Annotated in this window: 16 protein-coding genes; 10 read left to right on the forward strand and 6 right to left on the reverse strand. The window is 64.5% G+C overall.

The genetic code is table 11. The annotated features are described in order from the left end of the window. Positions 1–58 precede the first annotated feature (58 nt). Positions 59–709 (forward strand): DUF1007 family protein, encoded by a 651-nt coding sequence (locus OE747_RS08220; RefSeq protein ID WP_263828117.1) that lies wholly within the window; start codon positions 59–61, stop codon positions 707–709. Then, complete coding sequence (locus OE747_RS08225; RefSeq protein WP_263828118.1) at positions 694–1,611, forward strand: nickel/cobalt transporter; 918 nt, start codon at positions 694–696, stop codon at positions 1,609–1,611. Before OE747_RS08220 ends, OE747_RS08225 begins: the two co-directional genes overlap by 16 nt. 17 nt (positions 1,612–1,628) lie before the next feature. On the opposite strand, the gene OE747_RS08230 is transcribed toward OE747_RS08225, so the two are convergent. Next, complete coding sequence (locus tag OE747_RS08230) at positions 1,629–2,576, reverse strand: LytTR family DNA-binding domain-containing protein (protein ID WP_263828119.1); 948 nt, start codon at positions 2,574–2,576, stop codon at positions 1,629–1,631. 438 nt (positions 2,577–3,014) lie between these two features. On the opposite strand from OE747_RS08230, the gene OE747_RS08235 reads away from it, so the two are divergent. Genes OE747_RS08235 through OE747_RS08245 form a run of 3 tightly spaced genes read left to right on the forward strand, consistent with a single transcriptional unit; the run spans position 3,015 to position 6,774 of the window. Further along, positions 3,015–5,837: a Hint domain-containing protein gene (locus tag OE747_RS08235; RefSeq protein ID WP_263828120.1), complete on the forward strand. Its 2,823-nt coding sequence runs from the start codon at positions 3,015–3,017 to the stop codon at positions 5,835–5,837. After that, positions 5,831–6,400, forward strand: coding sequence for a hypothetical protein (locus OE747_RS08240; protein ID WP_263828121.1), 570 nt, complete (start codon positions 5,831–5,833; stop codon positions 6,398–6,400). Before OE747_RS08235 ends, OE747_RS08240 begins: the two co-directional genes overlap by 7 nt. Next, the gene (locus OE747_RS08245) at positions 6,397–6,774 is read left to right on the forward strand and encodes a hypothetical protein (protein WP_263828122.1); all 378 of its coding nucleotides are present in this window, start codon (positions 6,397–6,399) and stop codon (positions 6,772–6,774) included. The genes OE747_RS08240 and OE747_RS08245 overlap by 4 nt, the downstream gene beginning before the upstream one ends. Positions 6,775–6,813: 39 nt before the next feature. Here the strand turns inward: OE747_RS08245 and OE747_RS08250 are convergent, their stop codons facing one another. Beyond that, complete coding sequence (locus OE747_RS08250) at positions 6,814–7,203, reverse strand: VOC family protein (RefSeq protein WP_263828123.1); 390 nt, start codon at positions 7,201–7,203, stop codon at positions 6,814–6,816. A gap of 526 nt (positions 7,204–7,729) precedes the next feature. On the opposite strand from OE747_RS08250, the gene OE747_RS08255 reads away from it, so the two are divergent. Then, positions 7,730–8,272, forward strand: coding sequence for a carboxymuconolactone decarboxylase family protein (locus tag OE747_RS08255; protein ID WP_263828124.1), 543 nt, complete (start codon positions 7,730–7,732; stop codon positions 8,270–8,272). 114 nt (positions 8,273–8,386) lie between these two features. On the opposite strand, the gene truA is transcribed toward OE747_RS08255, so the two are convergent. Together truA and OE747_RS08265 are read right to left on the reverse strand one after the other, a co-directional pair. Further along, on the reverse strand, positions 8,387–9,163 hold the full coding sequence (truA, locus tag OE747_RS08260; RefSeq protein WP_263828125.1) for a tRNA pseudouridine(38-40) synthase TruA: 777 nt from the start codon (positions 9,161–9,163) through the stop codon (positions 8,387–8,389). Between the two features lie 72 nt (positions 9,164–9,235). After that, positions 9,236–9,589, reverse strand: a complete 354-nt coding sequence (locus OE747_RS08265) for a hypothetical protein (protein WP_263828126.1) — start codon at positions 9,587–9,589, stop codon at positions 9,236–9,238. A gap of 180 nt (positions 9,590–9,769) precedes the next feature. On the opposite strand from OE747_RS08265, the gene OE747_RS08270 reads away from it, so the two are divergent. Continuing rightward, positions 9,770–10,597 carry a bifunctional allantoicase/(S)-ureidoglycine aminohydrolase gene (locus tag OE747_RS08270; protein ID WP_263828127.1) on the forward strand — a complete coding sequence of 276 codons (828 nt, stop codon included), beginning with the start codon at positions 9,770–9,772 and terminating at the stop codon, positions 10,595–10,597. 124 nt (positions 10,598–10,721) lie between these two features. Next, positions 10,722–11,039, forward strand: a complete 318-nt coding sequence (locus OE747_RS08275) for a hypothetical protein (RefSeq protein WP_263828128.1) — start codon at positions 10,722–10,724, stop codon at positions 11,037–11,039. A 74-nt stretch (positions 11,040–11,113) separates the two neighbouring features. Here the strand turns inward: OE747_RS08275 and OE747_RS08280 are convergent, their stop codons facing one another. Then, positions 11,114–11,491 carry a VOC family protein gene (locus OE747_RS08280; protein ID WP_263828129.1) on the reverse strand — a complete coding sequence of 126 codons (378 nt, stop codon included), beginning with the start codon at positions 11,489–11,491 and terminating at the stop codon, positions 11,114–11,116. 206 nt (positions 11,492–11,697) lie between these two features. Here OE747_RS08280 and OE747_RS08285 point away from each other — a divergent pair, with 206 nt between their 5' ends. Together OE747_RS08285 and OE747_RS08290 are read left to right on the forward strand one after the other, a co-directional pair. After that, positions 11,698–12,018, forward strand: a complete 321-nt coding sequence (locus OE747_RS08285; protein ID WP_263828130.1) for a hypothetical protein — start codon at positions 11,698–11,700, stop codon at positions 12,016–12,018. Positions 12,019–12,072: 54 nt separating this feature from the next. Beyond that, on the forward strand, positions 12,073–13,056 hold the full coding sequence (locus OE747_RS08290) for a type I glyceraldehyde-3-phosphate dehydrogenase (RefSeq protein WP_263828131.1): 984 nt from the start codon (positions 12,073–12,075) through the stop codon (positions 13,054–13,056). Between the two features lie 108 nt (positions 13,057–13,164). Here OE747_RS08290 and OE747_RS08295 read toward each other — a convergent pair whose 3' ends face one another. Continuing rightward, a complete protein-coding gene (locus OE747_RS08295) occupies positions 13,165–14,577 on the reverse strand; it encodes a nucleobase:cation symporter-2 family protein (protein ID WP_263828132.1) in 1,413 nt (470 codons plus the stop codon). Positions 14,578–14,637 lie beyond the last annotated feature (60 nt).

Raw genomic sequence — 14,637 nt, forward strand, 5'->3', positions numbered from 1 at the left:
CGCCGCCGCCGCGCAGGTTCGGATTGCCAGCCCCGCACCTGCGCCCTATCGTCCGGCCATGCGCCGGATTGCCCTTATCCTCTCGACCCTGTTTCCCGCGTCGCTTGCGGCGCATCCGCATGTCTTTGTCGACACCGGGTTCGAGTTGATCTTTGACGCCGAAGGGCGCCTGAGCCATGTGCGCGTCACCTGGGCCTATGACGATTTCTATTCGCTGCTGATCCTTGAGGATATGGGCCTTGACCCCGATGGCGACGGTGTTCTGACGCCTGAGGAACAGGCGCAGCTGCGCGGGTTCGACGCGCAGTGGATCGAAGGCTTTACCGGCGATCTCGACATGCGGCTGGGGGATATGGCGCTGGAGCTTTCCGGCCCGCTTGAGCCGACCGCTGCCACCGAGGCCGGGCGGATCGTGACGACGCATCTGCGGGCGGTGAGTGGCTCTCCCCGGTTGGACGGCGCGGCGCTGTCGGTCAAACCTTATGACGAGACCTATTACACCGCCTATGAGGTTGCCCGCCCCGTCACGCTGACCGGGCGGGAGGATTGCACGCTGGAGCGGTTCGAGCCGGATATCGACGGGCAACTGGCGCAGATGCAGCAGATGCTGTTGCGCATCGACGCCGACGCCGACCTGGAAGAGATGGACATTCCCCTGATGGGGGCCGAATTCGCGACCGAGATCCGGGTGACATGCCCCGGCTCGTGATCCTACCCGTGGGTCTGGCGCTGGTGGCGCTGGGTCTGTTCTGGGCCAGCGGCGGCTTTGACCAGCTGGCGCTGTGGGCGGCGGGCGAACAGCGCGCCTTTCAGAACCAGATCGCCCAGGCGCTGCGCGGGCTGCGCGGCGGGCAGGCGGGCGCGCTGGCGCTGCTGTTGACGGTCTGTTTCGCCTATGGGTTCTTTCACGCGGTCGGTCCGGGCCATGGCAAGGTGCTGATCGGCGGATATGGGCTGGGCCGCCGGGTGCCGGTGCTGCGGCTTACGCTGATCGGGCTGGCCGCCAGCCTTGGGCAGGCGGTGACGGCGGTGGTGCTGGTCTATGCGGGTGTGGCGGTGTTCAACCTGTCGCGCCAGCATCTGGTCGGCGTGACCGAGCAGGTGATGGCCCCGGTCAGCTATGCGGCGATTGCCTTGATCGGGTTCTGGCTGGTCTGGCGGGGAGTGCGACGGCTGGCGGCGGCCCGTCGGGGCCGCGATCCTGACCCTCATCACGACCACCATCACCACCACGATGGCGGCACCTGTGCCCAGTGCGGTCACAGGCACGGACCGGACCTGGCCGAGATCGAACAGGCCGGAACCCTGCGCGAGGCGCTGATCCTGATCGCCAGCATCGCCGCGCGCCCCTGTACCGGGGCGCTTTTTGTGCTGATCCTGACGTGGCAGATGGGCATCGCCGGTGCCGGTATCGCAGGCGCCTTTGCCATGGCGCTGGGGACGGCCAGTGTCACCATCGGAGTGGGTCTCGCCTCGGTCGGGCTACGCGGCGGGCTGGTGGGCGCGGCCTCGGCCTGGCGGGTGGCGGGGGTCGCGCTGCCGATGGTCGAACTGGCAGCCGGGCTGGTGGTGGCGAGCATCGCGGGCGGTCTGTTCCTGCGCGCGATCTGACAGCCCTGCCCGCGTTCCTATCGACCTGCACCGTCTCGCCCGGCCAAGGGCGCCCCGCCGCCCGCGCCAAAAACCGGCTGGCCCCTTCGCTGGAACGCTTCGCGAAAGGCGCGCGCACGGCTGCGCGCGCCGGGAATGGCGGTCTTGTCCTTCAGGATGAGTTTCAGCCCGCCATCCCTCTTGGAATGCACCTTGTGGATATGGTCGAAGGCCACCCAGTAGGACTTGTGCACCTGCATTCCCGCCGCCTTGTCGAGCGCCCTGACCAGTGACCCGAAGCTTTCGCGCACATGTGTCTTGCGATCCGCGAAATGGACGAAGACGTAATGCTCGTCGGCTTCCACCAGCTTGATGTCTTCGGCCACGACGGGTTCGCCTGCGAGCAGCAGATGCATGACATCCGGTCTTGCCCGAGGCCCGTCCCGCGCGTCGTCCTCCGCCGCATTCTGAACGAGCGCGGTGTCCTTGGCCGCCTCGGCGAGACGCTTCCGCTTCATCATTGGCACCACCAGCGCGGCAAACAGGAACTCGAACCCCAGATGCACCGCATAGGCCAGCAGGATGACTTTCCAGACAGAGACAAGATTCCAGGTTTCGGGGCTGAACACGCGGCTGACGGCCCAAAGTGCCGGAATGTTGTTGGTCAGGATCGTCGCCAGCCCGGCCAGCGGCACCGGCAGCCGCACCGCCCGTTTCCTGTTCCGTCCGATCCGGGTCAGTGCCAGCCCCAGGCCCGTCAGTGTCAGCCAATGCACCCCCGCCAAGACAAGACCAAGGGCAAGGGCCTGGATAAAGGCCAAGGGCACGCCCAGCATGAAGACGTTCAGCACATGTATGATACTGGCGGAGAACACCACGATGAACACGCCAACCGGACATGTCATCAACGTCAGCACGTCCTTGCGATCGACGCACAGAGATGTGCCGTCCAGAAAATGCAACTCGAGTGGTCTTACCGGCGTCATTGCGCAAATCCTGCCGCGATCCACCCATGGGCGGCGCGCGTGCAACCTGTCTTCCTGTTTCCCGGGCGCCTTCTGCGGCTGCTCGTTTCCTCGTCCGTCGAGTTACTTATGCAGCCTGAGATGACATGCCAGTCACGATCGATTGAGGCCTGGCAGATCGATTCGAAACCTCCATCACCGCGCGCCACCGGTCATTGACATGATTGGTGGCGCGTCCACCGATCACGACTCGAAACCGGCGTTCGACCACGGTTCATGACTGGAGGGCTGCGCCGCGGCGGCCCGATCCCTAGCGTTATGGCAGGCGCACTGGGTGGGGGCTCAGACGACGCCAGCAGCGTCAGTGTCGATGGTTCCAAGTCAGGGCACCCGCATGAGGTCCCAGGGTGTGTACTCGGATCGGCACTGACGCGCTGCCGACAATAGGGGTGAACATCCATGCAAGACACCATCTGGCTTTTCCTTGGCACGCTCGCAGCCCAGGGGAAGGGCAAAGCCGCACTTTCCGGAGAACTGCTGCACACCGGGCTGAAGGGGGCGCTGTTCCGGCCCGAAGGTTATGTCGCCGTATCCGGTCATGGGTCGGCATCTGCCGACGCAGGGGCGCTGAGCTATGCCGTACCCGGGCGCGAGAGCGCCTCGGCGGTGCCGGGACAGGCGCTGTTGTCATCCGTCCGGGTCACATTCGGCGATGGCGGGGCGCAACTGGTGGATGGCGGGCGGTTAGTGCCCATGTCGAACGGCGACCTGTTCTATACGGTTCCGGCCGGAAACCCGACCGTCGCGGAAGCCTTCACCGCACCGGGTGGCGGCGCCAGACTTGTCACCGGCCTGCGTCCCGTCGGGCCCCGGCACGAGACGCTGGCGGACCTGGGCGGCCAGAGCTTCCCGTCGGCCTTTGTCCTTGCCACCGATGGCGAAGAACCACCCATCATCGTGGAGGAAGATCCCAGCGGACTTCTGTCGGACGGCACGGTGACCGGGTCTGGTAACGCCGATGTGATCGACGGCCGGTATCTTGGCGATACGGATGGCGACCTGGTGGACAATCTCGATGCCCAGGGTCTGAACGGCGAACTCGTGGAAAGCGATGATGACCGGATCGACGCCCTGGGCGGGAACGATACGGTCAGCGCCGGACGCGGTCATGACACGGTTCTGGGCGGTGATGGCAACGATTCAATTGACGGCGGCGCAGGCGCCGATCTGCTGCAGGGGGGTGCGGGGTTCGATACGCTCGATGGCGGTGTCGGCGCCGATCCGCTGTCTCCGGTCTATCAGCAGGTCACCTCGGTCAACCAGATCCTGAACGGTGTGAACAGCCGGCCGGATTTTGGCGTCACGACGACCTCTGACACCGGGAATGTCGCCTTCACCAATTCCGGTGTCATCAGCAACGGCTTTTTCCTCGGCAACACTTTCAATTCGGTCGGGATTGGGTCCAGGGAAACTCACGCCCATATCGCGTCATCGCAGGCGGCGGGAGCGCGGATCGTGCTGAACCGGCTGGAAAGCCAAGAGGGTCTGAGCATTTCCGTCGATGGCAACGCGCTAGACCTGAATGCGGCCATCGCATCCGGCGATGTCGAGTTCGACGGTGCGGGCGTCTATGTGATCAACGCATCCGGCATGATTGTCAGCACCAGCAGCTCCATCGCGGTGACCGCCAACACCGAGTTGACGTTGACCATCAAGGTTCCGCTCAGCCGCATCGACCTTTCACTGATCAAGACCAGCTTCACCGACGACGGCGCAGTCTATGCGCTGTCGTTTGACACCAATCCGCTGGTGGCGCCGCGCCTGTCGACCGCAAACGACACACTGGATGGTGGTCTCGGCAATGACCTTCTGCTTGGCAATGATGGCAACGACTCGCTGATCGGCGGCGGCGGTGATGACACGCTCGATGGCGGTTCGGGCGCTGACACCCTGGACGGCGGCGATGATAACGACTCGGTCCTGGGCGGCATCGGCAACGATTCCCTGCGCGGCAGCGCGGGCAACGACTCGCTGATCGGCGGCAGCGGAGATGACACGCTCGATGGCGGTTCGGACGCTGACACCCTGGACGGCGGCGATGGCAACGACTCGGTCCTGGGCGGCATCGGCAACGATTCCCTGCGCGGAGGATCGGGCAATGACACGCTCAGCGGCGATGACGGGAACGATACGCTGAACGGTGACACCGGACGGGACCTCGTGCTTGGCGGGGCCGGCAACGATAGCGTTTTCGGCGGTGGCGAGAGCGACACCCTTGTCGGCGGAACAGGGAATGACACTCTGTTCGATGGTGGCGGCGACGACCTTGTCCTTGGGTCGGAGGGGGACGATGTGTTTCTGCTTGGGCAGGGACATAACACGATCGATGATTTCGGCTTTGACAGCGGGCTGAAGAACGACGGGAACCAGAGCAACAACGATTTCGTCAACCTGGCGGCCAACTACAACCGAACCAGCTATGACACGGCGGTTCTTAACGGCGATATCGACCCGCTGCTGATCCGCAACCCATTGCAATGGCTGCGCGCCGACCATGCCGACGACGGGATCCTGAACGATACCACCGCCAATTGGTCCGCAAACAACAGTCTGACGCTTCGCAATGGCGGCGCGCCGGTCGATCCCGGCACGCTGACCTTCGACACGACCAATGTGATGTGTTTCTGCCGGGGGACCTTGATCGCCACCGCGCGCGGCGAAGTCCCGGTCGAAGAGTTGGTCATCGACGACCGGGTGATCACCCGCGACCGGGGGTATCAGCGCATTCGCTGGATCGGCAGCACCGCGCGCGACGCACAATCGGACATCACTCCGGTCCGTATCCGCAAAGGCGCGCTCAAGAACCGCCGCGACCTGCTGGTGTCGCCCAACCACCGCGTCTTGCTGATGGGGCCGATGGTCGATTTCTTTGTCGGTCATACCGAGGTTCTTGTCCCCGCCAAATTCCTTGTGGACGGCGCGGGAATCCTCTGGGAACCGGCGGGACGGGTGGAGTATTTCCACATGCTCTTCGACCAGCACGAACTGGTTCTGTCCGAAGGATGCTGGACCGAAAGCTTTCATCCCGGCCGTGTCGGCTGGTCCACGCTCTGCGCCGAGACGCGAGCCGAGATCCTGGAGCTTTTTCCCGAACTCGACCGGGTGACCGGTGCATCCGAGATGTCGACCGCGCGTTATGTGGTCGACCGCAAAGAGGCGCTGGTGCTGCTGAAGTCGCTTGCCGGAAATGGCATCCCGAACAAGGAGATCGCAAAATGCTGATGCGAGAAGACGGTTTGCGGGCGCGGTCTGCGCATGCAGTGGCGGATGAAACGGAATGCGCGTACAAAGCCGACGCCCATAGTGACCTGCCTTCAGGTTCGGGTCTGATCCTGCTCGTGGGTAGCGGGGTGCTGGGCATCCTTGCGGCTGCGGTCGCGCTGCTGCTCGGCAAAGGGCTGTTGACCGCGGTCTGGCTGTACTTCGCCGTGTCCCTGCTCGTTTTCGGTGGCGCGCTGGCGGTGGCTCTGTGCGTCCGCAGCTGTAGGCAGCTGCCAGCCGTCGCGCTCGATTGTGACGCGGGGGGTGCGGCACGGACCATGTTCCTGCGCAATCGGCTGATCCGCACGAGAATCGGCCTTGCCCTTGTCATGATACTTGCCGTGTTCATGCTGACCGACAGCACGGCGATTCAGGAAGGAGTCGTCCTGCTGTGCTGCGGCGGCCTCCTCTGGTCTGTTCAGGCGCGGCGCGCGCCGCCGCACAGCGATACAAGCGGCATCGCCAGACGCGAGAGCGGTACACAGGCGGGACCTGCGGCGAGAACGCTGGACGACGCCGCATGAACGAGCCGTTCAATCGCGAAAGCGTGGCGATCCTCAGCTCTGAGCGCAGCACCGACCGAAACCTGGTGTCGGCCAGTGTCAGGCTCCGGTTCAGCCTTGCCGGGCAGGAGAGCGCTCATGTCAGCCAGATTGTTGTCAGCGTGGCTCTGACCGCCGAGGAAGGTCAGCCGTGGCGGCGCATTCGGCGCCAGATCTTCGCCAAGGCCTGGGCGTGGCTGGACCAGTATTTCGAGGGCGCATGCCTGGAAACCGGGGATCCGAACCTGTTTTCGGACGTCTTTGCTCCCGACCGGAACGGTCGCACGCTCAGCCCTGAACTGGAACGAAGCCTGCAACGCGACCTGCGCCAGATCGAGCGTGAACTGGCGCTTTAAGAAGGCAGCGACACGGCCTCGGGGCCGTGTCGCGGTGTTTCAGGCAGAAAAACCGCCATTCACGATTTCCAGCTTGTTGCCCCACGGGTCGCGCAGATAGGCGGCAAAGACGCCCGGCATGGGATAAGCCTCGCGCACGCCCGGTGCGCCTTCGTCCGCCGCTCCGGCTTCGAGCCCCGCAGCGTGGGCCGCCGAAACCGCCGCGCGGTCAGGAGCGGCAAACGCCACATGCGCGCCATTTCCGGCGCTGGCCTGTCCACCGTCAAAGGGCGACAGCAACAGGAACTCAACGCGCGCCTTGCCGAAAGCGGCGAACCCATCGCCCGAAGCGAGGCAATTGATGCCAAGGGTCGAGAGCAGACCCGCATAGAATTTCTGTGCTGCCGGGACGTCGGGAACGCCGAGGCTCAGGTGGTCGATTGTGGTCATGGTTGTCCTTTCAGGTTTGATCGTCTTGGTCGGCCGGAGACGGCAGGCCATCCTGGGCCGCATTCCCGGATGTCGCCTTGGAAAAGCCTTCGCACTTTCCGATAGCCCCGAATCTGCCTGCGTTTGAATGCCAGCGCGTTCGGAGTTTCTGCCGGATCGTACGATGTTCCCGATCACGTTCACCGCCCCCTTGACTTGATGGGTCGGCCCAGACCTCAAGTAGCAGTGATCGAACTCATAACCCAATCCTTTGTACGATCTACACAGCAAGTTGAACTATCGCTCATACAACGTTCAGAAATACCATCATATCTAGCGCCCACGGCTTTCGGGCCGGGACCTCGAAAACAACATCGCCGGCATGACATGCACCGTGAAACCAGATCGCTCTCTACCCGCACTGGCGCGCTCGACCTTGTCGGCTGTCAAGCCCGGTGGCGTCGCTACGGATCTGCCCTGGATGCGTCGTCCGGCCGAGCCTGTCCCGGATGCCGTCTCAACTCCCTGCCAATCGAAAGGATTTTCCATGGCACGTCTCACCCAATTGTCCGATGCCGCCGCGAGCCCCGAGGCCGCGACCCTGTTCAGCGCCATCAAGGGCAAGGTCGGCATGGTGCCGAACCTCTATCGCGTGGCTGGTAACCAGCCTGCGGTTCTGGCCGGAATGCTGGGCCTCAATGAGGCCCTTGGCGGCGGCAGCTTCGACGCCCGCACCCGCGAAGCGATCGCGCTCACCGTCGCCGGTGCAAATGCCTGCGACTATTGCGCCTCGGCCCATGCCGCGATCTCGGCGGGTCTCAAGGTCACGCCGGACACCATCGACGCGCACCTGGCCGGTCGCTCGGACGACCCGCGCACCGCGGCCATCCTTGCACTGGCCTCTGCCATCGTATCGTCGCGGGGCATGGTTTCGGATGCGGATCTGGACGCGGCAAAGGCCGCTGACCTGAGCGAAGCAGATATCGTCGAAACCACCGCTAACGTGGTTGCCAATATCTTCACCAACTACCTCAACCATGTCGCGGGTACCGATATCGACTTCCCCGTCCGCAGCGCCAAGGCAGCTTGACCCGGGACACCCCGTCACTCCCCGGTTCGGGGCGCCCGAGGCGGCCGGCACCAATTCCTGGTGCCGGCCATCAAACTACGGGCAAGTTTGGCAAATGGTCCAGATGCCGTCGAGTTAGCCCAGCTTGTCGAACACCGGCTCGGGATAGCCGACCCGCGCCAGATAGAGGCCCTGCGGCGGACAGACCGGGCCGCAGGCGGCGCGGTCCCGCGCCTCCAATGCAGCGCGCACCTGATCGGGAGTCCAGGCCCCTGCCCCCACCCGTTCGAGCGTGCCGACGAAACTGCGTACCTGGTTGTGCAGGAACGAGCGCGCCCGCACGTGAAAGCGAATCTCGGAGCCGGAGAAACTTTCCACCGCCTCGACCCGCAATTCGTCCAATGTCTTGACCGGGCTGGCCGCCTGGCAGATCGACGAGCGGAAGGTGGTAAAATCATGCCGCCCGACCAGCAGATCGGCGGCCGCCTGCATGGCGGCGGCATCCAGATGGTGACCCACCTGCCAGACCAGTCCGGCATCATGCGTGGCAGGCGCCCGCCGCATCAGCAGCCGGAAAAGATACTGCCGCTCGGTGGCCGAGAAGCGGGCGTGCCAGTCATCCGCCACCCGCGCCGCCGCGACGATGGCCACGGGCTGTGGTTTCAGATGCCAGTTCAACGCCTCGGACAGGCGGAACGGGTCCCAGTCCCTGGACATATCGCAATGGGCAACCTGCCCCAGCCCGTGCACGCCTGCGTCGGTGCGCCCGGCGGCGGCGATCGTGTGCGGCCCCGGTTCCAGCCGGGCCAGCGCCGCCTCGATGGCGCCCTGAACCGACGGCAGGTCCTTCTGCCTTTGCCAACCGGCAAAGGGGGCGCCATGGTATTCGACTTTCAACGCGTATCTGGGCATGGCTGCGCTGGTATCGCGGGTATGCCACTCTGTCCAGTGCGGGCGCCGCAGCCGCCAAGAAACCCGGTCGTGTCAGGGGGTCAGTTGCCAGGCGCCGTCCGCCCCCTTGCACAGGCGGGTGCCGATCAGCTTGGCCTGGGCCGCGCCAGCCGGGTGGATGGTGTGATGCAAGGTGGCACATTCGCCCTGTACCGCGTCCACCCGCACCGATCCGCGCGAGTCGGTTCCGGCGTTCTCCCATGTCGCCTCGCGCCCGACAACAGGGCGGTTATCGACCACCAGCTGACGCGAGGCCGCGCCCATCAGCTGGAAATCCTCGGGCGAGAGGCCGATCTCGGCAATGATGCGCGACAGCGGCTTGGCGTCGGCTCCGCCGCCAAGGCCAATGGCGGCGACAGTCAGAAGAGAAAGTAATGCGCGTTTCATCTGGTCCTCGAAATCGGTTCCGGTCTGCCGCCATCGTTACACGTCTGGGCGGTGCAGACCAAGATGCCGAACTGTCCCGGTCATCTTCAAAATATCCCGAAGGAACCTATCGGGTCTTTTGTCCTAGGACCAAGCGAAGGCTTGTCCCAGATTGGCGGATAACACAGGTACGAGGCACAGATGGCACATCCCACCTATTACGCACCCCAGGGCGGGCATCCGGGGCAAGAGCAGCTTTTGACCGACCGGGCGATGTTCACCACCGCCTATGCGGTGATCCCAAAGGGCACGATGCGCGACATCGTGACCAGCTTCCTGCCGTTCTGGGACAAGACGCGGGTCTGGGTGCTGGCGCGTCCCTTGAGCGGGTTTGCCGAGACGTTCTCGCATTACATCATGGAGGTGCAGCCCGGCGGCGGCAGCACCCGGCCCGAGACCGACCCGGGCGCGCAGGGCGTGCTCTTTGTGGTCGAGGGCGCGGTGACGCTGACCATCGCTGGCACCGATCACGTGTTGGAGCCGGGCGGATACGCCTATCTGCCCGCGGGCTGTGACTGGCATCTGCGCAACCATGCGGGGCCTGCGGCACGGTTCCACTGGATCCGCAAGGCATACGAGGCAGTCGAGGGGATCGACCGGCCCGAGCCCTTTGTCACCCGCGAGCAGGATGTCGCCCCGCGCGAGATGCCGGGCACCGAAGGGCGCTGGTCGACCACGCGGTTTGTCGACCCCGAAGACCTGCGTCACGACATGCATGTCAACATCGTCAACTTCCTGCCCGGCGGCGTGATTCCCTTTGCCGAGACCCATGTGATGGAACACGGGCTTTACGTGCTGGAAGGCAAGGCGGTCTACCGGCTGAACCAGGATTGGGTCGAGGTCGAGGCGGGCGATTACATGTGGCTGCGCGCCTTTTGCCCGCAGGCCTGTTATGCCGGTGGTCCGGGGCGGTTCCGCTATCTGCTCTACAAGGATGTGAACCGGCACATGGCGCTGCCGCGCCGGTGAGGCGATACCCAAGGGGAGTGGCTGCCAAAGCAAGATCATATAGATTTCGCGCTCTTCCTTGTGCACGATAAGTCGCGGCTTTCGGAGCCGGAAACTCGAAACCAGTTCAGTCCGGAACTCCTTTGTGCATCGGAACCTGCGGCTTTCGCGTCTGCGCGACATTGGCTGGAAATTATGGGACCCAATCGGGCTGCTGGACGGTGAGACCGGTTGGGAAGGAAAGCCTTTTGCCGATGAATATGACCGCTACTTGATCAACGCAGTCGATCAGTTGCGGCAAGGCGCATTGGAACAGGGCGTCGTGGAGTACCTCACCCTGATCGAGGCGGATCACATGGGGCTGGGAGCGGTCCCCGGAATGGAAGAACGCGCCTGGCGCGTCGTCAAAGCCATCCAGGCGGAGGGCGATTTGTGGTCCATGCCGGACGAGAGGGAGGGTTGAACAAACCGTTCCAGAACACCAGGCATCGGGGAATAGCCGAGGCTTTTGCCGGTGACGCCTTGTCCGGGTTGCGCCTATTCGCCAAATCCTGCGTCTGACCTCAAGGCGCAGAGATTGCCGTCGGGGTCGGCAAACTCGGCGGTCATCCCCCAGGTATGCTCATGGATCCGCACCTCGACGCCTCTTTGCCGGAGCGCCGCACTTGTAGCCAACACATTGGGAACATTGAAACGGATTTTTGTCGGGTTTTGCCGGGTAGTTTTTCCGTGGCTGGACGCGACGCCGCCAGTTTCTATCATCAGATATGTATCGCCCAACAGAAAGGTGGTTAACCGTTCGCCAGGGCGATCGATCTTGTGCAGGATCTCCAACCCAAGGGTTGAGCCGTAGAACTCCACACAGTCTTCATAGTTCTGTGTAAAAAGAATAATCCCGGCCATTGTGAAGTTCATTCTCGCCCCCGCTTCTGGGTTTTCGATTGGCAACATGCCCGCCGTACCGAGGCTACAAGCTCAAGCAAGGTTGAGCTCAAGCACTATCTGACCTGTGAGGCAATTCAGCCATCCCAGCCCCTTCAACCCGCCGTTCACACCGCGGGGCTTCTCAGAACGCCTTCGATCTGCTCAGATCAGGATGGCATGACAGAGGAGGCTTTATCATGAATGCACATCTTATGCATGCGGCCCGGGCCGGCCTGGTCGCCCTGTCCATCCTGGCGACACCCGCCACGGCGCAGGGCGAGGCCGTGACCGTTCAGGTGATGAACCGGACATGGGCTGTCGCGCAAGTATCGCAAGAGCCCGTCGTCTATCGGGCCACGCGCGACCTGAACAACCTCAACCCCTTTGGCCCGCCCGCCCGGCTGCGGACCCTTCAGGCGATTGCCGCCGTCCAGCAGGCCACGGGATGCACCGTCGACCGCAAGACGCTCTACCAGAACATCTCGGGCCAGTTCTTTGCCCGGGTCACGTGCCGGTGAGGTCGCGCAAACCGGGGCATTGAGGTTGGTCAAGGCTCCTGCCATAGCTTGCGCATGAAAATCGCGATCAACGGATTCGGCCGTATCGGCCGCACCATCCTGCGGCAGCTGATGGCTCGGCCGCGGATCACCGATGTCGAGCTTGTGCTGATCAACGATATCGCACCGCTGGACACCTGCGCCTATCTCTTCGAATACGACAGCACCTTCGGCCCCTGGCGCGGCAGCGTAGAGACCGGGAACGAGACGCTGGTCGTGGACGGGGTCGCGATGCCGATGAACCACAGCGCCGATCTGGCGCGGGTGGATCTGTCGGGGGTGGATGTGCTGCTCGATTGCACCGGCGTCGCGCGCACCTCGGATGTGGCCGCGCGCGGTCTTGCCGCCGGGGCGGGCAAGGTGCTGATCTCGGGGCCGTCCCCGGCGGCCGAAATCACCGTGGTGCTGGGCGCGAACGAGGCGCGGCTGGGCAATGCACGGATCGTATCGAACGCCTCGTGCACCACCAATGCGCTGGCGCCGCTGGCGCGGGTGATCGACGAGATCGCGGGCATCGCCAGCGCCCATATGACCACGATCCACTGCTATACCAACAGCCAACCGATGGTGGATGCGCCGCGCGGCGATTCGGCGCGCTCGCGCGCCGGGGCGCTGTCGATGGTGCCGACCACATCGAGCGCCACCCATCTGATCGACGAGGTGCTGCCGCATCTGGCGGGCCTCATCTCGGGCGCGGCGGTGCGGGTGCCGACGGCCAGCGTTTCGGCCGTGGATCTGGTGGTACAGTTGCAGCGCCCGATGTCGGAGGCGGAGTTCGATACCGCCCTGCGCAGCGCGGTCGCGGCCTCGCCGGTACTGGGCTGGACCGACAAGCCGCTGGTTTCCTCGGACCTGCGCGCGCGGCCGGAATCGCTGGTCGTCGCAGGGCCCGAAACCCGCATGGTGGGCGACCGTCAGGTGCGGGTATTTGGCTGGTATGACAATGAATGGGGATTTTCGGCACGGATGCTGGACGTGGCGCGCCTGATGGCGGGCTGAGGGCGGAAGCCGCGCGCGGGGCCTGGGCCCCGCGCGCCCGGCCCAACCGGGGCCAACGCATCTGTGATGCGGCGGAACCGGGCGGGAGCGGCCCGCCCGGTGACAGGCTTACCGACGCCCGTGACCGGCCATGCCGCCCGAGACTTCCTCGGTCGCCTCTTCCCCCAACTCCTGCGGCAGGATCAGGTTCAGCACGATGGCAATCACGGCGGCGGGCAACAAGCCACTGGTCATCAGGATGCGCGCCGTATCGGGCAGGTGCTGCACCGCGCCGGGCTCCAGCTGCAACCCCAGCCCGACCGACAACGCGATGGCGAAAATCACCATGTTGCGCCGGTTCCACTGCACATCCGACAGCATCGAGACACCGGCGGCAACCACCATTCCGAACATCACGATGACACCGCCGCCCAGCACCTCGATGGGCACCGTGCGGATGATCGCCCCCACCTTGGGCACCAGCCCGCACAGGATCAGAAACAGCGCCCCGATGGTGACCACATGGCGGCTCATCACCCCGGTCATGGCGATCAGGCCCACATTCTGGCTGAACGAGGTGTTGGGGAAGGCGCCGAAGAGGCCCGCAACCGCGGTGCCCAGACCGTCGGCATAGGTGGCGCCCGCAATCTCCTTGTCGGTTGCCTCGCGCCCCGCGCCGCCCTTGGTGATGCCCGAGACATCGCCCACCGTCTCGATGGCCGAAACCACCGCCATCATCGAAAACCCGATCACCGCGGCGAGCGAGAACTCGAACCCGTATTTGAACGGCACCGGCAGGGCGAACCCGGCCGCGCGGTTCCAGCTGGTGCCAATCGCCTCGAAGGTCACCATGCCCACCATCAGCGCATAGGCATAGCCCATGATCAGCCCCAGCAGCACCGCCGAGACCGACGGCATGCCACGGGCAAAGAATTTCAGCCCCAGCGTCACCAGGATCACCACCAGCGCTGCCGACCAGTTCAGGAGCGAGCCGTATTCCGGCGTGCCGATGGCGGGCACGCCGCCAGCGGCATACTGGATACCGACCTTGACCAGCGCCAGACCGATCATCGTCACCACCAGACCGGTCACCAGCGGCGGCAGCGCAAAGCGGATGCGCCCGATGAAGAAGCCGAGGCAGAAATGAAACAGGCCGCCGATGATCGCACCGCCGAACAGCGCCGCCAGCGCATCCACCCCCTTACCCGCGACCAGCGGGATCATGATCGGCAGAAAGGCAAAGCTGGTCCCCTGCACGATCGGCAGGCCCGCGCCGACCCGCCCGATGGTCACCGTCTGCAACAGCGTCGCGACACCCGCGAACAGCATCGACATCTGGATCAGGTAGAGCAGTTGCGGAAAATCGGGCGAGTTCGAGCCGAAACCGAATCCCGCCGCCCCCGCCACGATGATCGCGGGCGTGACGTTCGAGACGAACATCGCCAGCACATGCTGGATACCCAGCGGCACCGCCTTTGCCAGCGGCGGGGTGTAATTCGGATCGCGGAGCTGATCCGCAGTCCCTATCGAAGTGTCGGCCATGATATCACTGTCCTCCCTGTGTGGATCATGGGGGTCTTGCCGCCTCTTTTTACGCGGGCG

It is taken from the genome of Ruegeria aquimaris, assembly GCF_025751555.1.
Taxonomy (GTDB): Bacteria; Pseudomonadota; Alphaproteobacteria; order Rhodobacterales; family Rhodobacteraceae; genus Ruegeria_B; species Ruegeria_B aquimaris.